Below are 26793 nucleotides of genomic sequence, written 5' to 3'. Positions count from 1 at the left end.
GAGGAGGGCAAGCTGCGCGGTCTGGACACGCACCTGTCGTACCGGATCGGGTTGCGGACCTTCTCGGCGGTGGAGAGCCGGATCGTGCTCGGCGTGCCGTACGCGTACGAGCTGCCCAACGCGCCGGGGCACGGCTACCTGAAGACCGAGAACTCCACGATGGTGCGGTTCCGGGCGACCTATGTGTCACGACCGCCCACGCTGGGCAATGCCGACCCGGGCACTGCCCTGGCGGAACCCGGTGCGACGGTGCTGGACCTGGTGGTGAACCAGCTTCGTGGCCGGGGGCTCCCGGCGCACCAGGTCTGGCTGCCGCCGCTGGCCGAGCCGCCGACCCTGGGTGAGCTGCTGCCAGCCCTGAGCCTGCACCCGCATTTCGGGCTGTGCACCGCGGAGTGGGCCGGCCGAGGTCGGCTCACCGTGCCGGTCGGCGTGGTCGACCGCCCCTACGAACAGCGCCGTGAGCCGATGATGGTGGACCTCGCCGGGTCGGGTGGCAACGTGGTGATCGTGGGCGGGCTGCTCAGCGGCAAGAGCACCCTGCTGCGGTCGATGATCGCGGCGCTCGCCCTCACCCACACCCCGCGCGAGGTGCAGTTCTTCTGCCTGGACTTCGGTGGTGGCGCGCTGCGCAGCCTGTCCGAGCTGCCGCATGTGGCCGGGGTGGCCGTGCGACGGGACACCGAGAGGGTTCGCCGGACGGTGGCCGAGGTGGTCGCCGCGCTCGACGACCGGGAGACGCGTTTCGCGCGCGAGGGCGTCGACTCGATGGCCGACTACCGGCGTCGGCGGGCGGCCGGCGAGTTCGCCGACGACCCGTTCGGTGACATCTTCCTGGTCGTCGACGGCTGGAACACCCTGCGTCAGGACTACGAGGAGCTGGAACAGACCATCACCTACCTGGCCAACCGCGGGTTGAGTTTCGGTATCCACGTGGTCGTCACCGCCGTGCGCTGGGCAGAGGTCAGGATCGCCATGCGCGATCTCCTCGGCACCAGACTCGAACTGCGACTCGGCGACGCGGCCGAGTCGGAGATCGACCGGCGCGCCGCTCAGAATGTGCCGGCCGGTTCGCCCGGTCGCGGCGTGACGCCCGACAAGATGCACTTCCTCGCGGCGCTTTCGCGCATCGACGCGCGGCGAGACATCGAGGACCTCGGCGAGGCGTCGGTGGCGCTGGCCCGGCAGGTGGCGGCGAGTTGGCCGGGCCCCGCGGCCCCGGAGGTACGTCTGCTGCCGCAGAAGCTGACCGTCGCCGAGCTGGCCAAGGTCGTCGACCGGTCCGCGCCGGGGCTGCCCATCGGCGTCAACGAGTCGGCGCTGGCACCGGTCAACCTCGACTTCGCCGTCGAGCCGCACCTGACCGTCTTCGGCGATGCCGAGTGTGGAAAGAGCAACCTGTTGTGGCTGATCGCCCGGGGCATCGTGGAGCGATACACGCCGGCCCAGGCCCGACTGGTGATCGCCGACTACCGACGGAGCCTGTTGGGCGCGGTCGAGGGGGAGCACCTGCTCGACTACGCCGCGTCGAACAAGGTGTTCGGCGAGAGCATGATGTCCATTCGCGGTGCCCTGCAGAACCGGCTGCCCGGCCCGGAGGTGACCCCCGCGCAGCTGCGCGAGCGGAGCTGGTGGAAGGGGCCGGACCTCTTCGTCCTCATCGACGACTACGACCTGGTCGCCTCGGGCGGCAGCAACCCGGTCAGCGCCCTGCTCGAACTGCTGCCCCAGGCCCGCGACATCGGCCTGCGTCTGATCGTCACGCGCCGGGTCGGTGGCGTGGCCCGCGCGCTCTACGAGCCGGTCCTGCAACGCCTGCGCGAACTCGACTCGCCGCTGCTGCTGATGTCCGGCAACCGGGAGGAGGGCGCCGTCGTGGGTAGTCTGCGGCCCAGCCCGCAGCCGCCGGGTCGTGGCACGCTGGTGCGCCGCAGCGACGGTCAGCAGCTCATCCAGACGGCGTTGGTCGGGCCGGTTTGACCACCTCCGCGCATCAGCGGGGGTGAGGCGCGGGAATGTCCGCGTACTCCTCGGATGCGCGCCGCTCGGCGGCCGCCGCCTGGTCCGTCGCGTCGGCGATCCGGGCGGTCAGCCGGCTCGCCGCCGCACGCACCGCCATCGGCGCGGTGGTGGCCGCATCGGACGCGGGGACGACCTCACCCTGAGGCGTGACCACCAGCCCCGCGAGGCGCGCGTCGGCGGCGGCCGCGAGAGCGAGCCGACGTGCCCGGCTCAGGTCGTCGTCGCGAGCCGTTACCGCGCCGGCGATCCGAGCGTACGCGTCGTGCGCGTCGTCGAGGTGGCGCGCCAGCCGCCGAAGGACCTCGTCGGTGTCCTGCTGGGCCGAGCCTGCCCGCCAGTGCCCGGCCAGCAGGCGATGCAGCCGCCGGAGTTCGTCGGCTGCCTCGCCGAGCGCCTGCGCGGCCTGGCTCCATCGCTCGCCCCGGTCCGCGTCGCCGGTCGGCGGCGCGGCCACCAACCGCGCGTAGGGCAGGGCCGCCGTGTCGTCGGTCGTCATCCGTCACCACGGTGCGCGAAACGGCGCGCCATCTCGTCGTCGGCGACCGAGACCGAAGCCACGACGGTACGGATGGCATCGGCGACCTGACGCAGGTCCTCGCTGATCCGCGGTAGCTCGTCGACCCACTCGAGGACGGCGGCAGGGGCCGTCTCGTCGGCGACCAGGGCTCCGACCGCGTGGATGCGGTTCGCGAGCGTGTCGATGTCGCGGGCGACGTCGCGGAGGTTCTCGGGATCCATGTCGAGGGCACTGCTGCTGCTCATCGGTCGCTCACCTCCCACGGCAGACGGCCACCGGCGTGCCCCGGTCGAGCGCTCAGGACGCTCTGCGGACGCCCAGGTCGGCGAGCCACACCTCGGCGAGGTCGCTGAGTGCGACACCGAGGACCTCGCTGAGGCAGACCACGGTGCCGAACGCCGGTGCCGGAAGCCGACCCACCTCGATCTTGCGCAGGGTCTCCGGTGAGATGCCGGCTGCCAGGGCCACCTCGACGAGGCTGCGGCTGCCTCGCGCGACCCGGAGCGCCGCGCCGAGGCGTTGCCCCGCGGCGATCTGTGCCGGAGTGAGTGGTGGCCGAACCATGTGAGCAGGATAGTTCCGCCCTCGTGGACCGGCAATGTCGACCCGCTGGTCGTCCGGACGACGTGGTATAAATATACCGCATCGGATGGGGAGGATTGATCGTGATCGAGCTGAAGTCCGCCGCGGAGATCGATCGGATGGCCGTGACCGGCCAGTTCGTCGGTGAGCTGCTGGCCGAGCTGCGGGCGGTCGCCGCCGTCGGCGTCAACCTGCTGGACATCGAGCACCACGCCCGCAGCCGCATCTCGGAGCAGGGTGCCGATTCCTGCTACTGGGACTACACACCGTCCTTCGGTCGTGGGCCCTTCCGCAACGTCCTGTGCCTCTCGGTCAACGACGCCGTGCTGCACGGCCTGCCGCACGACTACGTCCTGCGCGACGGTGACCTGCTGAGCATCGACATGGCGGTCCAGATCGACGGCTGGGCCGCCGATTCAGCGCTGTCCGTCGTCGTCGGCACCCCCGCCCCGGCCGACCTGAAGCTGATCGAGGCCACCGAGGTCGCGCTGGAGGCCGGCATCGGTGCCGCACGGCCGGGCAACCAGCTCGGCGACATCTCCGCCGCCATCGGCGAGGTCGCCCACCGCTACGGCTACCAGGTCAACAACGAGTTCGGTGGGCACGGCATCGGCCGCACCATGCACGAGGCCCCGCACGTGCCCAACAACGGCCGTCCCGGCCGGGGCATGACACTCAAGCCCGGCCTGACGGTGGCGATCGAGCCGTGGTTCTGCCGCACCACCGATAAGATCAAGTTCGACCAGGACGGCTGGACGATCCGATCCGCGGACGGCTCGCGCTCGGCCCACTCCGAGCACACCGTCGCGGTCACCGAGACCGGTCCCCGCGTACTGACGCCTCGGCCGGGGCAGGTCGCAGGGCCGGGCAGCCGCAGCGGACAGTCGGCCGTGACGTCCTGACGATGGGCGCGTGCCCGCGCCGATCATTCGGGCTCGATCGGAATCGTGACGGTGACCCGCGTCGGGCCGCCGACCGGGCTGTCGACCAACAGGCGGGCGTCGATGGCGTCGAGCCGGCCGGTGATACCGCGTAGGCCGGTGCCACCGGGTCCGGCTGTCGAGCAGCTTCGACACCACCGTGGGGTCGAGGGCGGTGCCACCCGCGGCGACCCGGCGGACCGCGTCGACGAACTCACCGAGGTCGGACACCCGGTCCTTGAGCAGGTAACCGATTCCGCCGTGGCCGTCGGCCAGCAGTTCCCGCGCGTACAGTCGCTCCACGTATGCCGAGAGCACCAGCACCGGAAGGCCCGGCACCTCGGCCCGCGCCGCGAGCGCGGCCCGCAGACCCTCGTCGGTGTACGTCGGAGGCAGCCGTACGTCGACCACTGCCACGTCGGGTCGACGGTTGACGAGTTCGGTCAGCAGATCCGGCCCGGTGCCCACGGCGGCGACGACCTCGAAACCGTGTGCCTCCAACAGCCGGATCAACCCGTCCCGCAACAGCACCAGGTCTTCCGCCACCACCACCCGCACACCGCAGACGGTAGCCGGCCGACCCGCCCGGCGTGGGAACGCGTCAGCGGAGGCCGGCGAAGAGGTCGTCCTCGGGAACGGGCGCGTCGGTGTTGTCCCGCACCCGGACGAAGGTCTCCACGCCCATCAGCTCGGTGAACCGCTCCTGGCCAAGTTGGAGGAAGAAGATGTTCTCGGTCTGGCTGGCGTGCGCGGCCAGGGCCTCGAACTTCTGGGCACCGTGGTCGCGGGTGTCGACCCAGGTGGTGATCTCGTCGTCGGGAAGACCCAACTCGGGCATGTCCGACGACTCGTCCGGGTCGGCCCACTCGATGCCGAGCTCCTTCATCACCCGGCCGAACTCCGCGAACGCCGTCCGGGGCACCGTCGTCCAGTAGACCTTCGCGGGGACGTCGGTCTGTGCCACGGCGGCCATGGTGATGCGGTGCGCCTGGATGTGGTCGGGGTGACCGTAGAACCCGTTCTCGTCGTAGGTGACGATGACGTCGGGTCGGTACCGTCGGATCAACTCGCCCAGCCGGTCCGCGGCCTCGGCCACCGGCGTGGTCCAGAAGGAGCCGGGCTGGTCGTTCGTCGACCAACCCATCATCCCGGAGTCGCCATAGCCGAGCGTCTCCAGGTGGGTGACCTTCAAGGTGGCGGCGCTGGCCTCCAGCTCGGCCTGGCGCATGGCCACGACGGCGGCCGGGTCGTGGCCGGGCTCGCCGGGCTTGACCCCGCCGGGCCCGTCGCCGCACCGCCCGTCGGTACAGGTCACGAGGACCGTGGTGACGCCCTCGGCGGCGTACCGGGCGAGGACGCCGCCGGTGCTCGTCGCCTCGTCGTCGGGGTGCGCGTGCACCGCCATCAGGGTCAGGGATCGCTCAGCCATGTCACCACCCTACGACCAGCGTCGCATCCGGTCTGGCAGCGACCGCATCCTAGCCATTCGCCGGACGGCCCTGACGTCCTTGCCGAAGCCGCTCGCGGGCGACTCGGGGCTCCCTACGCTTCTCCGGGGGCGGCGTCGGCGCACTCAGGGTGCGCCCGACAGCCTCGAACCAGGCGACGAAGGGGACCGGTTCCATGGCGGTGTTCGATGACGTGCGACAGATCGACGCCGGCGTCCTGAACGTCGGGTACGTCGATGCCGGGCCGCCGGACGGGCCCCCCGTGATCCTGCTGCACGGCTGGCCGTACGACATCCACAGCTTCGTCGACGTCGTGCCGCTGCTCACCGACGCCGGCCACCGGGTCGTGGTGCCGTACCTGCGGGGTTACGGCACGACGCGCCTCCTCGCCGACGACGCCGTCCGCAACGGCGAGCCGGCCGCGATGGGACTCGACCTCATCGCTCTCCTGGACGCCCTCGACATCGACAGCGCGAAGCTGGCCGGATTCGACTGGGGCGCGCGTACGGCCGACGTCGTGGCCGCGTTGTGGCCCGAGCGCTGTTCCGGTCTGGTGTCGGTCAGCGGCTATCTGATCGACGGTCAGGAGTCGGGCCGTACGCCGCTGCCGCCGAAGGCCGAGTTCTCCTGGTGGTACCAGTACTACTTCGCCACCGAGCGCGGCCGGCAGGGGTACGACCGCAACCGCCGCGACTTCGCCCGGCTGATCTGGCAGACGGCATCGCCGAGGTGGACGTTCGACGACGCGACGTTCGACCGTAGCGCGGCCGCGTTCGACAATCCCGACCACGTCGACATCGTGATCCACAACTACCGGTGGCGGCTCGCCCTGGCCGAGGGCGAACCGCAGTACGCCGAGGTGGAGGAGCGCCTGGCCGGCAAGCCGAAGATCACGGTTCCCAGCATCACCCTGGAGGGTGACGCCAACGGCGCGCCCCACCTGGACCCCAGCGTCTACGGCAAGCAGTTCGCCGGCCGGTACGAGCACCGGATCGTCGGCGGTGGCATCGGGCACAACCTGCCCCAGGAGGCGCCACGGGCGTTCGCCGACGCGATCCTGGAGGTGTGAGCCGTCTCCGGTGCCCCGTGCCGCGCGCCCCGGCCCGCGAGCCCCTACGAGGTGATCCGGAAGGTGGCGTCCTGTCGATCCGTGGCGCTGGAGCTGGCGCTCAGCGGGTCGATGCGCAGCACGTAGTTGTAGTGCCGGAGGTAGCGGGTCGGGTAGTTGTAGGAGCGGAACGACGTCCAGGACGCGTCGGCCAGGCCGGCGGTGCGGTAGAAGGTCGCGTCGGCCCGGAACGCCGAACTGTTGTCGTTGGCCTCCAGCCGTACCTCGTAGTTGTAGTGGCGCAGGAAGAGGCCGGGCTTGTTCACCGACTCGAACGACACCGCCGCGGCGTCGGCGAGACCGGGAACCATCCGCCACAACTGGTCCTGGTACGGATCGAACGGGTACGTGTCGACGCGGGCCACGTAGTTGTAGTGCCGCACGTAGCGGTCCGGCAGGTTGGAGGACTTCAGCCGGACCCAGTTCGGCGTTCCCCAACGCGCGACGAGACCGGCGTACTCGGCGTCGCTGATGCCGGTCATCGACCCGTGTTTCGCGTTCGACGGTGGGGTGTAGTCGCGCTGGTTCAGCGGCGTCCAGGAGTTGGCGCCGATGGCGGTTGTCGACCAGGCGTAGTAGTCGTTGTTGACCGGGCTGTACGAGTCGCCCCACAGTCGCCAGCCGCTGCCGTCGACGGCCTTGACCAGCAGCGGCGCCTCGATACCGCTGCCCTGTAGAAGCCCCGAGGTGTACGTGGTGAAGCTGTTCGGCGCGCCGCTGCCGGACCGGGCGCCGTAGAGGTTCCCGTTGGCGAGGTTCTTGTAGTACAGGTAGGTGGTGCCCCCGTCGACGACGACGTCGCCGTCGAGAACCCCGAAGCCGGGGCTGAAGAACACCTGCGGCGAGCTGACCGTCCGGAAGTCGCTGGTGTAGTTGACCAGGAACACGTCCTGACCGTTGTTCGCCGAGTAGACGATGGCGTACTGCCCCCGGGCCGCGTCCCAGAACGCGGTCGGCGCCCACGTGTGGGTGTTCAGCGTGTGCATCCGGATTCGGCGGTAGCCGGTGAGACTGGTCAGGTCGGCCGAGTCCCACACGTGCAGGTACTGGCTGGTCTGGTTCCAGTTGGTGCCCTTGAGATCCGTGGCCAGCACCACGAAGGTGCCGTCCTGCTTGCGGAGGACGAACGGGTCCCGCAGGCCCAACTGCCCGGCGGTCGGTGTGACGACGGGGTTGTTCTGGTTCAGCGGCGTCCAGTTGAGACCGTCGCGGCTGACGGCGAGGTGCAGTCCGTAGTCCGCGCCCAGGCCCTGTGGGGACTCGGTGAAGTAGGCCATGGCGTACGAGGTGTTCGGCGCGGCGAGGGCGGTGCGCGGCAGGCTCAGCGCGCCGGTGGCGGCAGCGGCGGTGGACAGCGCGCCCAGGGTGAACGCGCGTCGGGTCAGAGGCACGGTCGGTGGCCTTTCTGCGGCGGGACGGGTCGCGGCACCAGACGCTTTGCATCCGTGCTTATCGATGTGATCGCTAACGTACGACGTCGGCGACACGCCTGCAACCCCTCGTGACCGCCGACCCGAGGCCCGCTCTCACCGGCCGGAGGCCGCCCGCCCACGCCGTTGCCGACGCGGCGCGGACACCGGCTCCGGGCGTTCGACGCGGGTCGGGTCGCCCCGCACGAGGTCGTCGTGGATGCGCCAACGGGCGACGGCGACCGCGCGCCGGGCCGCCTCGTCGCCGCGCTCGACACGCTGGCGCAGCAGTTCGAGGGCGATACGCCGGTTCAGGCTGAACTGCCGTTCGTCGTCCACCACCACGACGAGGCCCGAGGGACGGTGGGTGGCGCGTACCGCCGTGCTGGCCTTGTTCCGGTGCTGGCCGCCGGGACCGCCGGTGCGGCAGCCGACGATCTCCACGTCGGCCTCGGCGAACGTCGTCGTCGGCGCGTCGCTCGGCGGCGGTTGCGCCGTCACGTACCAGTTCTTACGACCCACGCCCGCCCGGTAGGGGCTGGGCGCCTGCCAGCAGAGCGTCCCCGTCCAGGAGGCCGCGAACGCCTCGGCGTCGGCGCCGGACATCCGGATCAGCGCCGACCGACAGGTGCCGAGCCCGTCGCCAGGGGCCACCTGGACCCGCTGGACAGTCACGCCCTGCCGAACGGCGTCACCCTCCAGACGGCGCAGCAGCTCGGCCAGCGCCCACGCGCACTCCCGCGGCCCACGGCCGGCGGAGAGCAGCAGGTACGCGCTCACGACCGACCCCGCCCGCGACGCTGCTCACGCCGGTCCGACCGGGCCCCGACGTCCGGCGTCTTGTAGGTGACCAGGGGGATCGTGGTGGCCACCGGCGTGGCGAGCCGATGCTCGACGAGGTCGCCGATCACCTGCTCGATCCGCTTGTACGCCGTAGGCGCCTCCTCGAAGAGCAACTGGCGGTCGCCGCACACCACGAGCGAACCCACCGGGGTACGCCGCAGCTCCTCGACCGTGTGCTTGGCGCGGCCCCGGCGCAGGGCGTCGGCGCGGGACATCTTGCGACCCGCGCCGTGCGCCACCGAGTGGTTGGCGTCCGCCCCCGCGTGGGCCGCCACGAGGTAGGACGCGGTGCCCCGCGTACCGGCGACCAGCACGTCGCGGCCGTCACCGGGTGCCGCCCCCTTGCGGTGCAGGTAGACGCCGTCGCGCACCTCGACCAGGTTGTGGCACTGGTCGACGACCGGCTCGGTCGGCTCGGCGCCCAGAGCGTAGGCGACCCGGGCGGCCAGCAGCCGCCGGTTGAGCGAGCCCCAGCGCACCGCCTCGTCGTGTCGGGCCAGGTATGCGGCCGGGTCGGGAGCGGGACCCGCACCGTGCACCTCGGTGTGCGTACGCAGGATCCGCTCACCCAGACCCCGCGACCCGCTGTGCACGACGAGGACGAGGTCACCGGTCGCGAGCCCGAGACGCTGTGCGTGCTCCGGCGCGAAGACGGTGTCGACGCGGGCCAGCTCGACGAAGTGGTTACCGCGGCCGACCGTGCCGAGTCCGTCCCGATAGTCGCCAGGAACGTCACCCGCGACAACGGCCCACGCCGGGTCGTCGGCGCCCCGCTCGCTGTCGAGCGGACGGTCGAGGTCGGGGAACCGCGCGGCCAGCCGTTCGGGTACGACGCGCCGGAGTCGAATGGGGAACACGGCGATACCGCATCCGATGTCGGAGCCCACCAGGAACGGATACAGCACGGTCGACGCCATGGCCGCGCCGATGGGGGCACCCTTTCCGGGGTGCAGGTCCGGCATGCCGGCGACGTGGACCATGCCGTCGAGGGCGGCCACCTGCCGGCACTGGTCGAGCGCGGCGGACTCGATCCAACTCGCGGCGGACGCGAACACCGTGACGGTGGCGGGGGCGGGCGGGGACAGGGACTCCCGAGGGAGGTGGTACTCGGACAATGACGCTCACTTCTCGCTGGATCGCAAGGAACGGACGGAGGTACGGCACCGGGCGGCGCGAAGCGGCCTCGGCGCGGTGCTCGGATGGTGTCCGTCAGTACGTCATGGGCACCACTCTGGCGACGTCCGTCGCAGGCGGCAACCGATTAACGTGGGGCCGCGACACCCGAGGCCCCGGTGCGCGACGTCTGGTCGGCAACGATTGACGCCGTACGACATCTGTCGGATGGGCGATGGCCGGAGGGGCCGGTGTCCCGTCATCATCCGGGGATGCTGACGGGGCGTGACGGCATGCTCGCGCAGGCCCGCACCGCGCTGGTGCGGGCCGACGGCGCTGTCCTCATCGGTCCGGCGGGGGTCGGTCGCACGGCCCTCGCCCGGGCGGTCGTCGCCGAGTTACCGCCCCGACTGTTCGCCATGGTGTGGATCACCGCCACCGAGGCGAGCAACGAGGTGCCCTTCGGCGCGCTCGGGCAACTCCTCACCGGGGGTCACCCAGCCCTGCACCCGGCCCTGGTGCACAGCAGTGTGCGGGCCAGCCTGGTCGAGCGGTGCGGTCCTACCCGTACACCCGTCCTGGTCGTCGACGACGCGCACCTGCTCGACGGGCCGTCGGCCGGCGTGCTTCTCGGCCTCGTGCAGGCGCGTGCGGTCCGGGCCCTGGCCACCGTCCGGTCGGGAGTGCCGGCGCCGGACGCCGTCGTCGCGCTCTGGAAGGACGCGGGGCTCTGCCGGCTGGTGGTACCCGCCCTGACCGAGGCCCAGGTCGGCACGCTGGCGACCGAGCGGCTGGCCGGCCCGGTCAGCCGGTCCACCACCCACCTGCTGTGGCAGTGGACGGGCGGGTTACCGCATCTGGCGGTGGCGTTGGTCGACCACGGGCGCGAGGTCGGTTCGCTCGTGCGCGACAGCGACCAGTGGCGCTGGCGCGCCGGCTTGGCGGTGCCGGCGCAGGTGGCCGATCTGCTCGACCGGGAGCTGGACCGCGTCGGCCGCCCCGGCGAGGAGGCGCTGGCCGCCATGGCGCTCGGCGGGCCTCTGCCGCTGGCCGTGGCGGAGGCCGCCGCGTCGCCGGAGCTGCTCGCCGATCTCGAACAGCTCGGCATGATCCGCAGCGAGGAGCGCGGCGACCAGGTCCTGGTGCGGTTACGCGATCCGATGCTCGGCGCGGCGGTCCGTCGGCGGATGTCGCCCGCGCGGCGTCGACGCGTGTCCGCCGCGCTGCTGGCCGGTACCCGCCAGGCCAGCCCGCGCGGACCGCAGGGTGTGGCCAGCGCACTCTGGGCGGTGCACGCCGGCCAACCGGTCGGGCCGCCGGAGTTGATCAGGTCGGCCGGCCTCTGCCTGTACGTCGACCCGGCCGCCTCGGAACAGCTGGCCCGTCGCGCCTGGCACGAGGGTGGCGGCGCGCCGGCGGCGGTCGCGCTCGGTGCCGCGCTGGTCGAGCAGGGACGCGCCGTCGAGGCGTACGAGACGCTGGACACCGCCGCACGGGACGCGGAGGCGGCCGGTGACCGGACCGCCCGGGTGACGGTGGGCATGGCCGTGGCTGCGCACCGCCTCTGGGTCGGGCGCGAGCCCCGGCAGGCGTACGACGACCTGCGGCGGCTGCGCGCGGACGCCGCAGCGGCCGGTGACCTGGCCGGCCAGGCGGAGTTGGCGGCTCTCGGTGTGGTGGTCCAGTTGTTCAGCGGCGAGGCGGCGCAGGCGCTGACGAGCGCTCGCCAGCTGCTGGGGGAGGCACTTTCGCGCGGCGCGCGCCTGCGGGTCACCCTGGCGTCGGTTGCCGCGCTGGTGCTGGCCGGCCACACCGAGGAGGCGGTACGGGTGGGCCGCGCGGCTGTCGAGACGGTCGAGCGGTCCGGCTCGTCGGCGTTGCCGCAGGTCCGCGGAATGGCCGGCGCGGCGCTTGCACTGGCCGAGCTGTGGCGTCAGCCCACCCCGACCGGTCCGCTCACCGACCCGGCCGCCGGGCGGTGGCCGCTGCCGCCGGACCCGCTCGTCTCCGGGCTCTCCCACACCGCCTGGCCCCTGTTCGACGGCTACGCCCAGCGGGTCAGCGGGGATCGGGCGGGCGCCATCAGCCGGCTCCGGGACGCCGTCGCCCAGCAGGCCGGCGGCAACGGGATGTTCCGCTCCGAGGCCACCGGTTGGCTGGCCGTCACCCTTGCCGAGGACGGCCGCCCGGACGAGGCGGAGGCGGTGTTGCGGGACCACCGGGTCGACGCGGTCGCGCTGATACCGGGGCTGCGCCCATGGGCGCAGGCGGCGGTCGCTGCGGCGTCCGGCCGGCCGGCGCGAGCCGGCGGACTGATGGACGAGGCGATCGTCGTCGCCCACGCGTCCGGGAGTTGGCTGGTGGAGCTGGGCTACCTCATCTACGCCGCGCACCTGGACCCGGTCGCCGGTCCCGCCCGCTACGCGGACCGCATTGCCGAGGCCATCGGCCACGTGGACGCCGAGCGGCTCGTCGCGGCCGGGCGGGCGGTGATCGCGCTGGCCGGACGCGATCCGACCGTGATCCTGGAGCACGCGCACCGCCTCGTGGACATGAACATGACCGGTCAGGCGCTGAAGGTGGCCGGCGAGGCCGGTCGTCGATCCGGGGCGACCGACACCGGCGGGCTCGCCGTCGACCTGCGCGCCCGGCTGCGATCGGCGGTACACGACGGCCCGGCGAGGGTGGCGGGGCTGACCGCGCGCGAGAGGCAGATCGCCGGGTTCGCCGCCCGGGGCCTGTCCGACCGGGAGATCGCCGAGGCGTTGGTGCTGTCGGTGCGTACCGTGCAGACACACCTGGGACGGGCGTACCGCAAGCTGGCGGTGACCTCGCGGCGGGACCTGTCGGACGCGTTACGGCCGACCGGCTGAGGACGCGGCGGCGGCCGTGGCGCGACAAGCGCCACGGTCACCGCCGCGTCCTCGGCTCGACCGCCCTTATGAAACGGCTAGGAGTTCTTCGTGTAGCAGGTGACCCTGCCGTTGGAATCCTCGCGGCAGTCCGCGCCCTTGGCGCCGAGGACGTTGATCGTGCCGACCAGGAGGGTGAAACCCAACCCGGTCAGGATCGCCGTGCCCACCTTCTTGGCCACCTCGGCGAAGTTGGCCGTGACGTCGAGCCGGAAGCTGACCGGCGCGTACCGGATCTGCTCCCACAACTCGGCTATGCGCGGGTCGTGACCGGTGATGCTGAAGTCGTCGCTGCTGTGGTCATCGGTCACCCGGCCGGTGGCGATGGCCACGAACACGTTCCTGTGCTGGTCCACGACGTTCGGCCCGGCGGCGAAGCTCCAACTGTGGCTGAGGAAGCCGTTCTCGTGCACGTGCCCCTGGAACCAGTAGTGACCGTCGCTGGCCATCCGCAGCCAGGCCGTGCCCTTGACGCTCGACGGCAGCAGGCTGCCGGAGAACGTCTCGGTCCACTCCTGTTCCAGTCGGTCCATCGCCACCCTCGTCGACCCGCCGGAATGCCCGACCTGCGTACCCACCTGACGCAGCGTCAGCGGCGCACGGATGTCGAGGTACTGGGCGGCGGCGGTACGGACGCTGGTCATGACCTCACTCCCTCGACTTCCAGAAATGGGTGGTCCCGTTCTCGTCCTTGTACGCGTGGACCTTGCCCGGCTGGCCGAAGAACGCGATCCACCCGGCGACCACCGCGCCGAAGAGCACCACCGGGATCCACTTCAGGATGTTGCCGATCAGCTGCCCCACGTTCATCGTCACGCTCAGCCGGAAGTTCACGCTGGCGGTGCTGAGTTGATCCCAGTACTGCGCGATCCGCGGGTCCTGCCCGTGCTCGGAGAAGTCGTCGCTGCTGTGGTTGTCCGACACCTTGCCGCTCGCGGAGAAGACGAAGGCGTTGCCGTCGTCGTCCACGAAGCCCGGCGTGGCGACCATCGACCAACTGTGCGCGACGGCGCCGTTCTCGTGCACGTGCCCGTCGAACATGTAGCCGCCGTCGCTGAACAGCCGCAGCCACGCCGAACCCTTGACGCTGGAGGGCAGCAGGCTCCCGGAGAACCACTCGCTCGACGTCTGTTCGAGTTGCACGAGCAGCCGCCGGGTGGAGCCGGTGGGGTGGCCGAGCTCGGTGCCGACCTCCCGTACCGTCATGGGCGCCTCGAAGCGCAGGTACTTCCCGGCGGCCTGACGCAGACTGGTCATGACGTGGTCACCAGGATCGGCACCAGCGCCCGACCGGTCGGCAGCGGCCCGAGCGCCTTGCCCAGGATCGCCCCGACCGCCTTGAGCGGGTCGGCAACCCGCATCGCGTGCCCCCGGGTGGGGGACGTGGTCAGCAGGTCGCCGGGGCGCACCGCGCCGTGCGTCGCGTCGACCAGGCAGTAGACCTTGCCGGCCAGGGCCAGCGGGCGGCGCTGGTCACTGTCCGGACGGCGGTCCAGCACCATCGCCGGCGCGAAGCTGCCGGCCCCGGAGACCACGCCGGCCACCGCGCTGTCGTACGGCTTGTCGGCCAGCTCCAACGCGCCGGTCTCTCCGATCACGAGCACCGCGCCAGGGATCGCCGTGTGCAGGTGGTCGGCTGCGACGTCGAACTCCTCGGCCAGGTCCGCGTTGGCGAGCGAGATGTCGCCGTGCACACCGTCGATGACCACGGTGTACGCCCGGGTGTCGGGGTTGGCGAAGGACATCGAACTCTGGTCGCCGCTGATCGCGACCGTGTAGGTGCGGGTCTTGCTGTGGCAGAACTTGATGTGGTTGTTGACCCCGTCGAGGTCGACCTCGTTCGCCGCGACGACCTTCGAGTTGACCGCGTTCGTCGCGGACACGGTGGTCGCCGTGACAGTGGGGCTGTTGACGTTGTTGGCCGCCCACAGGTCACCCGTCGTGCCGTTGAGCAGCAGCTTGTACTGCCGGGTGTCGGGGTGGGCGAACGACATCGAACTGTGCTCGCCGTCGATGCCGACGGTGTACGTACGGGTCTTGCTGTGGCAGAACTTGACGTGGTTGTTCGGGCCGTCCAGGTCGACCTGGTTGGCGCTGAGGCTGCGGCTGTTGACGTTGTTGGCCGCCCACAGGTTGCCGTTCTGCCCGTCCAGGATCGTCGTGTAGGCGCGCTTGTCGTTCGCGAGGCTGATGGTGCTGGTGCCACCGTTCATCCCGATCGTGTACGCACGGGTCGTGAAGTTGGTGAGCACCAGCGCGTTGTCCGCGCCGTCGAGCACGACGGCGCGGGCGGCGACCGTGTCGGCGGTGATGGTCGTCGGCGGCGCCGGCGTGGGTGTGGCCGGTGCCGCCTGTGCGTCGCCCTTGGCCGCCGGCGTCGCCGTGTCGGGCGGCCCGTCGGCGCGCTGTGCCTGCTCCGCCTGGCGGTCCTGGGTGGGTGCCCGGACCGGCGGCGGTGCCGGTGCGGCGATGTCCGCTCGGGCCGGGGCGTCGTCCGTGGTGGTTCGCTGCGGTGGCGTGGTCGGTGGTGTGGTGGGCCGGGCGATCGCCTCGGCGCTGTCCGGGTTGCTGGCCTTCGCGGCCTCGTTGCTGGTCATGTGTCCATTGCAGCCGCCGGCCAGCCGTCGAGCGTCCGCAGTCACTACGTAGGTTGGCCGGCCCGACTACGTAGGCGCCGGCGGCGTACGCTGCCGCGATGACCGCACCGCGTCGCATCCTGGTCTACGGGGTGTACGGCGCGGGCAAGTCCACCCTCGCCGCGCGGCTGGCGCAGCGCCTCGGTGTGCCGTGGTATCCGGTGGACGACCTACTGTGGCTGCCGGGGTGGGTCGAGGTGCCGGTGGCCCAGCAGCGCAGCCGGATCGAGTAGATCTGCCGCCGGGACAGCTGGATCCTCGACGGCGCGTACCGCGGGTGGCGGGACGTGCCGCTGGCGCGCGCCGACCTGGTGGTGGCCCTGGACTACCCGCGGTGGCGCTCGTTCGGGCGTCTGCTGCGTCGTACGCTGCGTCGCCTGGGCACGGGCGAGGTGATCTGCAACGGCAACCGCGAGTCCCTCGGCAGCGTGCTGTCCCGCGACTCGATCCTGCTCTGGCACGTCGCCGCGTTCGGCCGGGCGCGGCGGCGGATGCGGGCCTGGCAGGCCGATCCGGACGGGCCGCCGGTGCTGCTGTTCACGCACCCCGCGGCTGTCAACGACTGGCTGGCGAGCCTGCCGCCCCGGTGAGCGGCGCTCAGCCCGCCTGCTGTTCCCGTCGGGTCGCCCGGCCCACGACGCACGGCGAGGAAGGGCTTGAGCTGCCGGCCGGGAACTGGAAACGTCGCAGCTCCTCGACGACGAACCCGGCTGCCTCGATGGCGGCCGTGGTGTCGCGGCCGGTGTGGCAGCCGGCGAACAGTTTCGGCCAGAGCGTGGCGTCGGAGAGCCGCTGGACCCGACGCAGGCGGCTGTGCTCCTCGGCCGCGACGTGCTCGAAGAAGCGCAGTTGCCCGCCGGGGCGCAGCACGCGGTGGATCTCGGCGAGTGCTGCCGCCTGGTCGGGCACCGTGCACAGCACCAGCGCGACCACGGCCGCGTCGAACTCGCCGTCAGCGGCGGGCAACGTCTCGGCCAGGCCGTCGACGACCGTGATCGGCACCGGTGCGGCCGTCGCCGCCCGGACGGCGGCGGTACGCAGGCGGCGTTCCGGCTCGACCGCGACGACCTCGGTCACGGCCGGAGGGTAGTGGGCGAACATGCGCCCGTTGCCGGCGCCGACCTCGATCACCCGGCCGGTCAGGTCGGCGGCCAGGTCGTGGCGGAACTCGGCGGTGCCGGCACGGTCCATGGCGACGCTGAGCCGTTCGTAGACCCGGGCGAACACCGGGTGGGACACAGCGGCCACGTCGACCTCCGGGATTCGCGGGCAACGACCACAATCATGAGCGGCGATGTCAACCGCGCCGGTGTGGCGTGCTCCGTAGGCTGGTTTTGTCCTGCGATTGTGCGCGTCGCCCCAGACGGGAAGTGTCCGCTCATGAAGATCGTCGTCATCGGCGGGAGTGGCCTCATCGGCTCCAAGGTCGTCCAGAACCTCGGTGGGCAGGGCCACGAGGCGGTGGCGGCGTCGCCGAGGACCGGCGTGAACACGCTGACCGGCGAGGGGGTGGCCCGGGCGCTCGACGGCGCCGCTGTCGTCGTGGACACCTCGAACTCCCCGTCATTCGAGGACACCGCCGTACGGGAGTTCTTCGAGACCTCGACGCGGAACCTCCTCGCCGCCGCCGTGACCGCCGGCGTGCGGCACTACGTGGTGCTCTCGATCGTGGGCTCCGACCGGCTCCCGGAGGGCGGGTACATGCGGGCCAAGGTCGCACAGGAGAGACTGGTGGCCGCATCCGGTCTGCCGTACTCGGTCGTTCAGGCGACCCAGTTCTTCGAGTTCGTCCAGGGCATCGTCGACGCCGCCACGGACGGCGACACGGCACGGCTGGCGCCGGTGCTCATCCAACCCATGGCAGCGGACGACGTCGCGTCCGAGGTGACAGCGGTCGCGCTCGGCGCACCGGTGGACGGCACCGTCGAGATCGCCGGCCCGGAGCAGTTCCGCCTCGACGAGTTGGGTCGGTCGTTCCTCGCCGCCCGCCACGACTCCCGTTCGGTGGTGACCGACCCCGGCGCGAGGTACTTCGGCGCCACCCTCAAGGAGCGCTCTCTCGTCCCCGCCGACGGCGCACGCATCCCCGGCACACGCCTGGACGACTGGCGTGCCTCCCAGCCGGCACGCTAGCCGTGGCGTCACCGGGGCGGCGCGTTCCGCAGGCGCCGCGCCAACTCCCGTACCGCGTCGATGTACCGCTCGTCGGACTCGGACGGCCAGTGCCCCTGTATGGGTGGGGGAACGCTGTCGCCCGGCGGGGTGACCACCGCGCTGGGGTCGACCTCGCGGCGGTCCACCGCCGTGGCCGGGTCACCGTCGGACCCCGCTGGCCCCCGGTCGGCGAAGACGCGCCCGCCGATCGGGTCGGTGTCCCGCCAGAGGTTGACCCACCGCCAGCCGACCCTCCTGCCGATCTCGTGCAGCACCGCGTCGTCGATGTACGCGGGGAACAGCCGAGCGTAGAGGCGGCGCAGTGGGGACCCGTACGTGAGCAGCGCGACCCGGCTGCTGATCCGAGGTGGCAGCTCAAGGACCGCCGCGGCGAGCAGAACCGACCCGTGGCTGTGCCCGGACAGCAGTACGGCGTTGCCACGTTCGACCAGGTAGGTGATGCGTCGCGTCAGCTCCGGCACCGCCCGTTCGGCGTAGCAGGGCGGCGCGAACGGGTGGGCGGCCCGGGGCCAGAAGGTCCCGAGGTCCCAGATGACGCCGACGTGCCGCCGGAACCCTTCCGTGCGGTAGGCGAAGATCCCTCCGAGGATCAGGCCGAGGAGGGCCACCGCTTTCACCCAGCTCGTGAACGCGATGCTGAAGGTGATCGCCTCGGCGGGTAACCGTGTGTACCGCTCGACGACGTCGCCCGGAAACAGCCCCAGCAGGCCGAGGCTGGTGGTGGCGGCACCGACGCCGGACAGGCAGCCGAAGATCACACCCAGCAGCACGAGGCGTTCGGTGAAGCTGGCCCGGGCCAGCGCGTCGCGCACCTGGCGCAGTCGCGGCCCGGCCTCCGGCGGGGCGTGCGGATAGTCGCGGGCCACGATCGCCGTCGCGCGACGGCGGCGACCGGGTCGGGAGATCACGACGACCAGGCCGGTGACGAGGACCGTGACCACCGCCGTACGGAGGAAGCCGAAGATCGCCCAGGTGAACGCCCGGGGTGGTCCGGTGGCTATTCCCTCCCCGGTCGGCAGGTCGCGGTCGAGGTAGTCCGCCACCCGGTAGACCAGTTCGGCGGAGTACCCCACCGCCGCGCTGATCGCCGCGGCCGTGATGACCAGCGCTCCCAACCCGAACAGAGGGCTGCCTCTGCGCCGCCAGAGCAGGGCCACGGCGAGGGCGACGAGCAGCGCCGTCTGGACGGCGAACAGCCAGGTGAGCGTCCTGTCGAAGCCGGGCAGCGCGCCGTCCTCGCGCCAGTTCGCAGGGCTTGTCACCAGGTGGACCGCGACCACGACGGTCAGGATCATCGCGGTCGTCCGCAGGGCGGTGGTGACCGCGTCCAGCCGCCGATCGGTGGGGGACCGGTCCATCAGCGCGGGCGTACAGAGCAGCGCCACGCAGGCCACCAGGACCACGCCGGTGACCACCGCCAACACGACCGTGACGACCGAGCCGCCCTTCGCGGCGCGGGCGGCGAGCAGGACGAGGCACAGCGTCCCGAACGCCGCGGCGACGTGCACGGACCGTAGCCGTCCGACCAGCGGTTCGGCGTCCCACGTACCGACCGTGCTGAGCCGATGCCCGGAAACCTCCTCGTCGGGCGCGCGGAACGCCTCGAACGACCGTCCAGGCCGGTTGCTGAGCCGCCAGACCAGGCCGATCGCGACGACCGGGACCAGCGCGAACACCGCCAGCCGCCGCCCGACCGGCTGCCCGCTGAACCAGGACAGCCAGCTGCGACCGGCCAGACAGCGGGGCGAGTTCAGGCAGTGCCAGGCGAGCAGGTCGAGGGCCACGCCGGCGATGGCGAGCACGTAGAGCACCGTGAGCGTCAGCGCCAGCAGGCGGCACAGGGACTTGACCACGCTCTCCGAGCGGGGGTTCGCCGGGCGCATCCAGATCGCCACGTTGACCAGCAGGAATGGCAGCAGCAGAACCAGCGCCAGGGTCCGGGCCACGGTCCCGGAGGGCAGATCACCCCAGCGGTACGCCTCCAGCGTCACACCCCGCGCCTCGGGCGTCGCCCAGCGGGGCCGGACCCGGACGAAGCCGCCCATGCGGTCGCCGGCGACCTGCACCGTGCGCGCCAGGCCGAGCACCTGCTCGGTGCTCGCGCCGGAGACACCGTGCACCCGCAGCTCCACGACGTCCGAGGCGGTCTCGGGCCCGCTCACCCGCGCTGATCCATCCGCCATCGCCCCCCGAGACACCTCGTCCGCCCGGGGCCGGCGATCCGGCCGCGGGTGGCCCACCACCGGTCTGTGGCGGACCGGGGTCTACCCCGCCGGGACGCGCCCAATCGCCCGGGGTGACGCCGCAGCCCCGGCGGTCGCCGGCGCTGCGGCGTCGCCTACCCGCTCGCGGCGCCCCCGGCCACCTGGCGGCGATACGCGCGTGGCGACACGCCGGTGACCCGTTTGAAGGCCACGCTGAGGGCGCTCTCCGAGCCGTATCCGACGGCCCGGGCGATGGCGGCGACGGAGTCGGAGCCGTGACGGATGCGGTCGGCCGCGAGTTCGATCCGCCATCCGGTGAGGTATTCCAGCGGACCCACGCCGACGACCCTGCGGAAGCGGGCGGCGAGCGTCGACCGGGAGACGGCGGCGGCGCGGGCGATCGCGTCCACCGTCCAGGGCTGTGCGGGTCGCGCGTGCATCGCCCGCAGCGCGGGGGCGACCACCGGGTCGGCGAGCCCGGCGAGCCAGCCGGACGTGTGCTGCGGGTCGCGGGCGAGGTGCACCCGCAGGACCTGGATCAGCAGCACGAGCGCCAGGTGTTCGGCGACGAGCCGCGACCCGAGCTGAGGCCGCCGCAGCTCGGTGTCGATCTCGTCGAGGGCCCACCGGATGGTGCCGGCCCCGGGGGCGTCGGCGGGTACGTGGATGACCGGCGGAAGGCTGTCGAGCAGGAGGCTGCGCCCCCTTTCGCCAAGCGAGAACGCGCCGCCGATGAGGAACATGTCGTCGCCCTCACCGGCGTGCGCCACGCCGTCGGCGGCGGCCGCGAAGATCGGGTACGCCGGCTGGACCGGCGCGTCGGAGTCGCTGAAGAGCGTGTACGCCACCGGCCGGGTCAACAGGTAGCAGTCGCCTTCGGCGAGGCCGATCGGCTCCGGCTCGCCCTCGACCTGGAGGAAGCAGCGGCCGCGTCGGATGGCGTTGAACTTGGGGCCGGCGGGCGGCTCGAACCGCACCGCCCAGCGCCCGCCGGCGACGAGGCCTGCGGACACGTGCGCGGTGGCGCCGAGCAGCGCCAGCACGTCTTCGAGAGGATCCATCCCGCCCTGTCCTGGACGCTGGCGAAAGTATCAAGGACTCCAGACTATAGGCAGTCCAGTACGACGAACATAGCGTGGTGGACATGACAGCGCACGCACGCCTCACCACTCCCTTCACCGCCCGCACCACCGCCGCCGAGATCCTCGATGGCGTGGACCTGACCGGGCGTCGAATGATCGTCACCGGTGGCACCTCCGGCATCGGGGTCGAAACGGTCCGCGCCCTGGCCAACGCCGGCGCGGAGATCACCGTCGCGGTCCGCGACCCGGCCCGGGCGACCGGGCTCGTCGAGGGATTCGCCGGCGACGCCACCCGGGGCGGCGTCCGGTCGGCCGTGCTCGACCTCGCCGACCTGGCGTCGGTCGACGCGTTCGTCGCCGCCTGGGACGGTCCGCTCGACGCGCTGGTCGCCAACGCCGGCATCATGGCGCTCCCGACCCGCCAGCTCTCCGCGCAGGGCTGGGAGCTCCAGCTCGCGACCAACTATCTGGGCCACTTCGCGCTGGCCGTCGGACTGCACGACAACCTGCGGGCGGCCGGCGCGGCGCGGGTCGTGGTGGTCAGCTCCGGAGCGCACCTGGGCGCCCCGTTCGACGTCGAGGATCCCCAGTTCGAGCGGCGGCCGTACGACCCGTGGTCGGCGTACGGGCAGTCGAAGACGGCGGACGTCCTGCTGGCGGTGGGTATCAGCCGGCGGTGGTCGGCGGACGGGATCACCGCGAACGCCCTGAACCCCGGGTACATCCACACCAATCTCCAGCGCCACCTCGACGACGACACGATGCGCGCGCTCGGCGCGATGGACGAGGCGGGCGACCTCGTGGTTCCGGACTACTACAAGACGCCCGCCCAGGGCGCGTCGACCACGGTCCTGCTCGCCGCGTCACCCCTGCTCGACGGCATCGGCGGCCGGTACTTCGTCGACAACCAGGAGATGGCTGTGGTTCCCGGTGGACCCGACGCCACCGACGGGGTCGCCGACCACGCGGTCGACCCGGTGGCGGCGGACCAGCTCTGGGCGTACGCCGAGAAGACGCTCGCCGCGCGCTGAGCGCGACCCGCCGTCGGACGCCGGCCCGGCACGGACCCGCGTGGTCGTGCCCGGCGGCCAGGATTGATCGGGGTACGGCGGGGTAGCCGCCCGCCATGGTCGCTGCCGGTCGACCCGGTACGGAGGGGGACGCGCCGGCACGCGCTGGCGCGGGAGCGCAGTCCGGCCCGACGTCGACCGGCGCCCGCCTGTGGGGCCGGCTGTCGGAGACGCTGCGGGCCCGGGGGCGGCGGGTTCGAGGCATCGGCGGTCTGGCCCTGCAGGCCGGCCTTGCCGCGGCGCTGTCCTGGCTGGTGGCGCACCAGGTGCTGCACGTCACGCAGCCGGTGTTCGCGCCGATCTCCGCGGTCTCCACCCTCGCGGCGTCGGTCGGTCAACGCCTGCGTCGCACCATCGAACTGATCATCGGTGTCACCGTGGGGGTGCTGGTCGGTGACCTGCTGCTCGGGGTGATCGGCACCGGGTGGTGGCAGCTCGCGCTGATGGTCGTGCTGGCGATCCTGGTCGCGTTGTTCCTCGCCGGCAGCGCGGCGGTGGTGATCCAGGCCGGGGCCACGGCCGTGCTCATCGCCACGTTGAGTCCGTCCGTGCGGGACCTGGAGATTCCCCGCTTCGTGGACGCCCTCGTCGGGGGCACGATGGCGCTGCTGGTCACCGCCGTCCTGTTGCCGTTGAGCCCGCTGCGGGTGCTCAACCGGGCCGCCCGGCCGGCGCTGGACCTGCTCAGCGACCAGCTCGAGGCCACCGCCGGCGCGTTGGCCGACCGTGACATCGCCCGCGCGCTGACGGCCCGGGCGAAGTTGCGCGACAACAAGGACGAGCTGGGGGCCCTCGTCGAGGCGACGCAGGGTGCCCGGGAGGCCAGCACCCTCTCGCCCGTGCACTGGCACGAGCGGCAGGGGCCGGTGGCCCGGTACGCGCACACGGCGGAGCCGATCGACCGGGCGATGCGCAACACGGGAACGCTCATCCGTCGGGTGGTGACACTCATCGAGGACGGTGAGTCCGTCCCGGAACGGATGCCCACGGCCGTCGCCGACCTTGCCGAGGCGGTACGCCTGCTCAAGCGGCAGTTCGCCGCCGGTCAGGAACCCGTTCAGGCGCGGGAGCGTGCTCTCGCGGCGGTCTGCGCCGCCGGTGACGCCTACCGCGAGGGGGTCGGTTTCTCCGGTGCCGTCGTGGTGGCGCAGGTGCGGACGACGACAAGTGACCTGCTGGTGGCCACCGGGCTGAGCCAGGAGGTCGCCAACCGCCTGGTCCGCCGCGCCTTCGGAGGGGCGGCGCACCGGCGGTGAACTGCGACGACGTTCGTCATGGCAGCAGAGTGAGCCATACCTGTTGCATCGTGAGCCAAAGTGGTGCCATGATGGTGCCATGGACTTGAGGCCGTACGTCGAGAATCTGCGCAACGAGTTCGCCGTGGCCGCCGAGGGCGTGGACCCGGAGGGTCGGGTGCTGGCCGAACGGCTCTTCACCCAACTCGAAGCGGCGACTCACCTCACGCTGCTCGAAGCGCTCTCCGACGCCGCCGACGAGATCACCCGTGATCTCGCCCCCGGATCGGTGCACGTCCGGCTGCGCGGACGCGAGCCCGACTTCGTGGTGGCACCCGCCACCCCGCCCACGGACGGGCCGGGCCAGGCCGGTGAACCGCCGGCGGCCCCGGCGCCGCTGGTGCCGCCCGAGGGTGACGAGGGCGGCACGTCCCGGATCAACCTCCGCCTTCCCGACCACCTCAAGGCGGGCGTCGACGAGGCCGCGAGCCGCGCCGGGCTGTCCGTCAACGCCTGGCTGGTGCGCGCCGTCGCCAGTGCCGTCGGGGCCGGCGGCCCCGACCGCCAGCCGCCACGCCGGCCGGAACCCCCGAGGTCCGGCCAGCACGTCACCGGCTGGGCGCGCTGAACCGCGCCTGTCCGCACCTCCTTCCGCCTTCGCTGACACCCTCCCGGGAGACCACCATGCCTGTTTTCGACACACCAGAACCGATCTCCGTCCAGGTCGAGCTGCCCATCGGGGACGCCTGGATCGCCGCGACCGACCGCACCGACACCGTGGTACGGGTACGGCCCCGCGACCCGTCGAGCAAGTCCGACGTGAGCGCGGCGGAGCAGACCACAGTCGAGTTCGCCGCCGGGCAGCTGCGCATCAGGGTGCCGAAGAGCTGGCGTCGGTACGGCTTCGGCTCCGGACCGTCCGTCGACGTGTTGATCGAGGTGCCGAGCGGCAGCCGGCTGCATGCCGAGGCGGCGTGGGCGGTCTTCCGCGGCGAGGGACGGCTCGGCGAGTGCCGCATCAAGACCGGGAGCACCATCCGCCTGGAGGAGGCCGGCTCGCTGGAGATCGACAGCAGTCACGGCGAGGTCGCGGTGGAGCGCGTCACCGGTTCCGCCCGGGTGAAGGCATCGTCCGGCAAGGTGCGCCTCGGCGCGGTCGACGGCAATGTCGAGATCAAGAACTCGTCCGGTGACTGCTGGATCGGCAGCAGCGGCGGTGACGTCCGGATCAACACCGCGTACGGCGACATCACCGTCGACGCGTCGACGGCCTCGGTGGTAGCACGGACCGCGTACGGCAACGTGCGGTTGGGCCAGGTCGTACGCGGGGCGATCGAGTCGCAGACCTCGTACGGGGCGATCGAGGTCGGGGTCCGGCGCGGCACCGCCGCCTGGCTCGACGTCAGCTCCCGACACGGCCGTGTACACAACGCCCTCGAGACGACCGACGGTCCGGCCGAGACCGACGAGACGGTCGAGATCCGTGCCAACACCTCGTACGGCGACATCACGATCCGCCGCGCCTGATCCGCCCCGACCCCCACCGCAAGCGAGGAGACCATGAACGGCAGCAGGAAGCCCGCGATCGTCACCACCGACCTACGCAAGTCCTACGGCGACAAGGTCGTGCTCGACGGCATCGACCTCATGATCACCGAGGGCACGATCTTCGCGCTGCTCGGCCCCAACGGCGCCGGCAAGACCACCACCGTGCAGATCCTCTCCACCCTCCTGCCGGCGGACGGCGGCCTCGCCCGCGTCCTCGGGCACGACGTGACCCGCGACGCCGACGCCGTACGCGAGTCGATCGGTGTCACCGGCCAGTTCTCCGCCGTGGACAACCTGCTCACCGGCCGGGAGAACCTGCACCTCATGACCGACCTGTGTCACCTGGACCGGGCGGCGGGTCGCCGACGGATCGCCGACCTGCTCGACCAGTTCGACCTGGGCGGAGCGGCGGACAAGCCGGCCGCGACGTACTCCGGCGGCATGCGCCGTCGACTCGACCTCGCGATGACGCTGGTCGGCAATCCCCGCGTCATCTTCCTCGACGAGCCGACGACAGGGCTCGACCCGCGCAGCCGCCGCGCCATGTGGCACATCATCAAGGCGCTCGTCGCCGAGGGCGTCACCATCCTGCTGACGACCCAGTACCTGGAGGAGGCCGATCAGCTCGCCGACCGCGTCGCCTTCCTCGACCACGGCCGACTGATCGCCGAGGGCACCCCGCACGAGCTGAAGCGGCTCATCCCGGGCGGTCACGTCGTCCTGCGCTTCGCCGACCAGGAGGGGCTCGACTCGGCGGCCCGTACGTTCACCGCCGCCACCCGGGACGACGCCGCGCTGACCCTCCAGGTGCCGAGCGACGGTGAAGTGGGCTCGCTGCGGTCCCTCCTCGACGACCTCGACCGGGACTCCATCACCGTGGCCGGCCTCGCCGTGCACACCCCCGACCTCGACGACGTCTTCCTCGCCCTCACCGGCCAACCCGACACCCGAGCCGGGCGGCTCGGCCACGAAAGGGCTTCAGCGCGATGAGCACCCTCACCCTCGCCCTGCGCGACTCCAACACCATGTTGCGGCGCAACCTGCTGCACATGCGCCGCTACCCCTCGCTGACCCTGATGCTCGTCGGCATCCCGGTCATCCTGCTGCTGCTCTTCGTCTACGTCTTCGGCGGCACACTCGGCGCCGGCCTCGGGCCTGCCGGCGGTCGGGCCGACTACGCCAACTACGTCACCCCCGGCATCCTGCTCATCACGGTGGCCAGCGCGGCGCAGGGCACCGCGATCTCGGTCGCCATGGACATGGCCGAGGGCATCATCGCCCGCTTCCGTACCATGCCGATCTTCCGACCGTCGGTCCTCACCGGCCATGTCCTGGGCAGCATGTTCCAGACGATGCTCGGCCTGGCGGGCGTCACCGGCGCGGCGCTGCTGGTCGGGTTCCGTCCCACCGCCAACGCCGTCGAATGGCTCGCCGCGATCGGCGTGCTGGTCATGGTCACCTTCGCCGTCACCTGGCTGTCGGTGGCTCTCGGCCTGGTCACCAAGAGCGTCGAGGCGGCCAGCAACCTGCCCATGCCGCTGGTGCTGCTGCCGTTCCTCGGCAGCGGTTTCGTCCCTACCGACTCGATGCCGACCCCGGTGCGCCTGTTCGCCGACTACCAGCCCTTCACCCCGGTCATGGAGACGCTCCGCGGCCTGCTGCTCGGCACGGGGATCGGTGCCAACGGGCTCCTCGCGGTCGCCTGGTGCGCCGTCATCACGGTGGCCTGCTTCTGGTGGGCCAGGGCGCTCTACAACCGCAGCCGGACGGTCTGACCCGACATCCGACGGCCCGGCCCAGGTGGGCCGGGCCATCGGCGTGCCCGGGCCTGGCTCGCCACATCGTCGACCTGGAGTCGATCACCACGCTCCGCGCGGTTCGCGCACGGCGGAACGTCGAATGTTATCGATAACATTCGATGGCGGTCGGCGGTCGGCGGTCGGCGGTCGGCGGTCGGCGGTCGGCGGTC

26 protein-coding genes and 1 pseudogene are annotated in these 26793 nt (G+C 72.0%); 13 read left to right on the top strand and 14 right to left on the bottom strand.

The features are described from left to right. Window positions 1–1980, top strand: a 1980-nt coding sequence (gene eccCb / locus ABZU91_RS30825) for a type VII secretion protein EccCb (protein WP_355248185.1), incomplete at its 5' end; no start/stop codon positions are given. Between the two features lie 13 nt (window positions 1981–1993). Here the strand turns inward: eccCb and ABZU91_RS30820 are convergent. From ABZU91_RS30820 to ABZU91_RS30810, 3 genes are read right to left on the bottom strand one after another with little or no spacing between them, the layout of a single operon-like run. After that, window positions 1994–2518 (bottom strand): hypothetical protein, encoded by a 525-nt coding sequence (locus tag ABZU91_RS30820; protein WP_355248182.1) that lies wholly within the window; start codon window positions 2516–2518, stop codon window positions 1994–1996. After that, complete coding sequence (locus tag ABZU91_RS30815; protein ID WP_355248179.1) at window positions 2515–2784, bottom strand: hypothetical protein; 270 nt, start codon at window positions 2782–2784, stop codon at window positions 2515–2517. Before ABZU91_RS30815 ends, ABZU91_RS30820 begins: the two co-directional genes overlap by 4 nt. A gap of 52 nt (window positions 2785–2836) precedes the next feature. Then, window positions 2837–3103, bottom strand: a complete 267-nt coding sequence (locus tag ABZU91_RS30810; protein WP_355248177.1) for a helix-turn-helix transcriptional regulator — start codon at window positions 3101–3103, stop codon at window positions 2837–2839. Window positions 3104–3204: 101 nt separating this feature from the next. On the opposite strand from ABZU91_RS30810, the gene map reads away from it, so the two are divergent. After that, window positions 3205–4023: a type I methionyl aminopeptidase gene (gene map, locus ABZU91_RS30805; protein WP_355248174.1), complete on the top strand. Its 819-nt coding sequence runs from the start codon at window positions 3205–3207 to the stop codon at window positions 4021–4023. Between the two features lie 159 nt (window positions 4024–4182). On the opposite strand, the pseudogene ABZU91_RS30800 reads toward map, so the two are convergent. Next, window positions 4183–4599: pseudogene (locus tag ABZU91_RS30800) on the bottom strand (response regulator transcription factor); the annotation flags it as partial. A gap of 43 nt (window positions 4600–4642) precedes the next feature. After that, window positions 4643–5470 (bottom strand): PIG-L family deacetylase, encoded by an 828-nt coding sequence (locus ABZU91_RS30795; RefSeq protein WP_355248171.1) that lies wholly within the window; start codon window positions 5468–5470, stop codon window positions 4643–4645. A 194-nt stretch (window positions 5471–5664) separates the two neighbouring features. Here ABZU91_RS30795 and ABZU91_RS30790 point away from each other — a divergent pair, with 194 nt between their 5' ends. Beyond that, a complete protein-coding gene (locus ABZU91_RS30790; protein WP_355248168.1) occupies window positions 5665–6558 on the top strand; it encodes an alpha/beta hydrolase in 894 nt (297 codons plus the stop codon). A 44-nt stretch (window positions 6559–6602) separates the two neighbouring features. Here the strand turns inward: ABZU91_RS30790 and ABZU91_RS30785 are convergent, their stop codons facing one another. The 3 genes from ABZU91_RS30785 to ABZU91_RS30775 all read right to left on the bottom strand — a co-directional run bounded on the left by ABZU91_RS30785 (window position 6603) and on the right by ABZU91_RS30775 (window position 9964). Next, window positions 6603–7988, bottom strand: a complete 1386-nt coding sequence (locus ABZU91_RS30785; RefSeq protein WP_355248165.1) for a glycoside hydrolase family 43 protein — start codon at window positions 7986–7988, stop codon at window positions 6603–6605. A gap of 135 nt (window positions 7989–8123) precedes the next feature. Further along, complete coding sequence (prfH, locus tag ABZU91_RS30780) at window positions 8124–8786, bottom strand: peptide chain release factor H (RefSeq protein ID WP_355248162.1); 663 nt, start codon at window positions 8784–8786, stop codon at window positions 8124–8126. After that, entirely contained in the window at window positions 8783–9964 is a 1182-nt protein-coding gene (locus ABZU91_RS30775; RefSeq protein WP_355248159.1) for an RNA ligase RtcB family protein, read from the bottom strand. Before ABZU91_RS30775 ends, prfH begins: the two co-directional genes overlap by 4 nt. A gap of 270 nt (window positions 9965–10234) precedes the next feature. Between ABZU91_RS30775 and ABZU91_RS30770 the strand changes: the two genes are divergently transcribed. Further along, a complete protein-coding gene (locus ABZU91_RS30770) occupies window positions 10235–12835 on the top strand; it encodes a LuxR C-terminal-related transcriptional regulator (protein WP_355248156.1) in 2601 nt (866 codons plus the stop codon). A gap of 77 nt (window positions 12836–12912) precedes the next feature. On the opposite strand, the gene ABZU91_RS30765 is transcribed toward ABZU91_RS30770, so the two are convergent. Genes ABZU91_RS30765 through ABZU91_RS30755 form a run of 3 tightly spaced genes read right to left on the bottom strand, consistent with a single transcriptional unit; the run spans window position 12913 to window position 15471 of the window. After that, a complete protein-coding gene (locus ABZU91_RS30765; RefSeq protein WP_355248153.1) occupies window positions 12913–13518 on the bottom strand; it encodes a hypothetical protein in 606 nt (201 codons plus the stop codon). Between the two features lie 4 nt (window positions 13519–13522). Further along, window positions 13523–14131, bottom strand: coding sequence for a hypothetical protein (locus ABZU91_RS30760; RefSeq protein WP_355248150.1), 609 nt, complete (start codon window positions 14129–14131; stop codon window positions 13523–13525). Continuing rightward, window positions 14128–15471, bottom strand: coding sequence for a hypothetical protein (locus tag ABZU91_RS30755; RefSeq protein WP_355248148.1), 1344 nt, complete (start codon window positions 15469–15471; stop codon window positions 14128–14130). Before ABZU91_RS30755 ends, ABZU91_RS30760 begins: the two co-directional genes overlap by 4 nt. Window positions 15472–15569: 98 nt before the next feature. Here ABZU91_RS30755 and ABZU91_RS30750 point away from each other — a divergent pair, with 98 nt between their 5' ends. Together ABZU91_RS30750 and ABZU91_RS30745 are read left to right on the top strand one after the other, a co-directional pair. Then, the gene (locus tag ABZU91_RS30750; protein WP_355248145.1) at window positions 15570–15743 is read left to right on the top strand and encodes a hypothetical protein; all 174 of its coding nucleotides are present in this window, start codon (window positions 15570–15572) and stop codon (window positions 15741–15743) included. A gap of 54 nt (window positions 15744–15797) precedes the next feature. After that, window positions 15798–16100, top strand: coding sequence for a hypothetical protein (locus tag ABZU91_RS30745; protein WP_355248143.1), 303 nt, complete (start codon window positions 15798–15800; stop codon window positions 16098–16100). 7 nt (window positions 16101–16107) lie between these two features. On the opposite strand, the gene ABZU91_RS30740 is transcribed toward ABZU91_RS30745, so the two are convergent. Further along, window positions 16108–16758, bottom strand: a complete 651-nt coding sequence (locus tag ABZU91_RS30740; RefSeq protein WP_355248141.1) for a methyltransferase domain-containing protein — start codon at window positions 16756–16758, stop codon at window positions 16108–16110. Between the two features lie 132 nt (window positions 16759–16890). Between ABZU91_RS30740 and ABZU91_RS30735 the strand changes: the two genes are divergently transcribed. Next, complete coding sequence (locus ABZU91_RS30735) at window positions 16891–17643, top strand: NAD(P)H-binding protein (RefSeq protein ID WP_355248138.1); 753 nt, start codon at window positions 16891–16893, stop codon at window positions 17641–17643. Between the two features lie 8 nt (window positions 17644–17651). Here the strand turns inward: ABZU91_RS30735 and ABZU91_RS30730 are convergent, their stop codons facing one another. Together ABZU91_RS30730 and ABZU91_RS30725 are read right to left on the bottom strand one after the other, a co-directional pair. Further along, window positions 17652–19847, bottom strand: a complete 2196-nt coding sequence (locus tag ABZU91_RS30730; protein ID WP_355248137.1) for a hypothetical protein — start codon at window positions 19845–19847, stop codon at window positions 17652–17654. Between the two features lie 176 nt (window positions 19848–20023). After that, window positions 20024–20950: an AraC family transcriptional regulator gene (locus tag ABZU91_RS30725; protein ID WP_355248135.1), complete on the bottom strand. Its 927-nt coding sequence runs from the start codon at window positions 20948–20950 to the stop codon at window positions 20024–20026. A gap of 83 nt (window positions 20951–21033) precedes the next feature. On the opposite strand from ABZU91_RS30725, the gene ABZU91_RS30720 reads away from it, so the two are divergent. The 6 genes from ABZU91_RS30720 (at window position 21034) to ABZU91_RS30695 (ending at window position 26599) form a co-directional block, all read left to right on the top strand. Further along, on the top strand, window positions 21034–22002 hold the full coding sequence (locus tag ABZU91_RS30720) for an SDR family NAD(P)-dependent oxidoreductase (protein WP_355248132.1): 969 nt from the start codon (window positions 21034–21036) through the stop codon (window positions 22000–22002). Window positions 22003–22097: 95 nt separating this feature from the next. Next, complete coding sequence (locus tag ABZU91_RS30715) at window positions 22098–23297, top strand: FUSC family protein (RefSeq protein ID WP_355248130.1); 1200 nt, start codon at window positions 22098–22100, stop codon at window positions 23295–23297. A 79-nt stretch (window positions 23298–23376) separates the two neighbouring features. Next, a complete protein-coding gene (locus ABZU91_RS30710) occupies window positions 23377–23904 on the top strand; it encodes a hypothetical protein (RefSeq protein WP_355248127.1) in 528 nt (175 codons plus the stop codon). A 56-nt stretch (window positions 23905–23960) separates the two neighbouring features. Further along, window positions 23961–24803 carry a DUF4097 family beta strand repeat-containing protein gene (locus ABZU91_RS30705; protein WP_355248124.1) on the top strand — a complete coding sequence of 281 codons (843 nt, stop codon included), beginning with the start codon at window positions 23961–23963 and terminating at the stop codon, window positions 24801–24803. Between the two features lie 33 nt (window positions 24804–24836). After that, on the top strand, window positions 24837–25814 hold the full coding sequence (locus ABZU91_RS30700) for an ATP-binding cassette domain-containing protein (RefSeq protein ID WP_355248121.1): 978 nt from the start codon (window positions 24837–24839) through the stop codon (window positions 25812–25814). Further along, window positions 25811–26599 (top strand): ABC transporter permease, encoded by a 789-nt coding sequence (locus ABZU91_RS30695; protein ID WP_355248118.1) that lies wholly within the window; start codon window positions 25811–25813, stop codon window positions 26597–26599. The genes ABZU91_RS30700 and ABZU91_RS30695 overlap by 4 nt, the downstream gene beginning before the upstream one ends. Window positions 26600–26793: the final 194 nt, after the last annotated feature.

Origin of the sequence: Micromonospora sp. NPDC005174, assembly GCF_040608495.1 — a bacterium.
GTDB lineage: Bacteria > Actinomycetota > Actinomycetes > Mycobacteriales > Micromonosporaceae > Micromonospora.
This window is presented reverse-complemented; position numbering and strand designations above follow the sequence as displayed.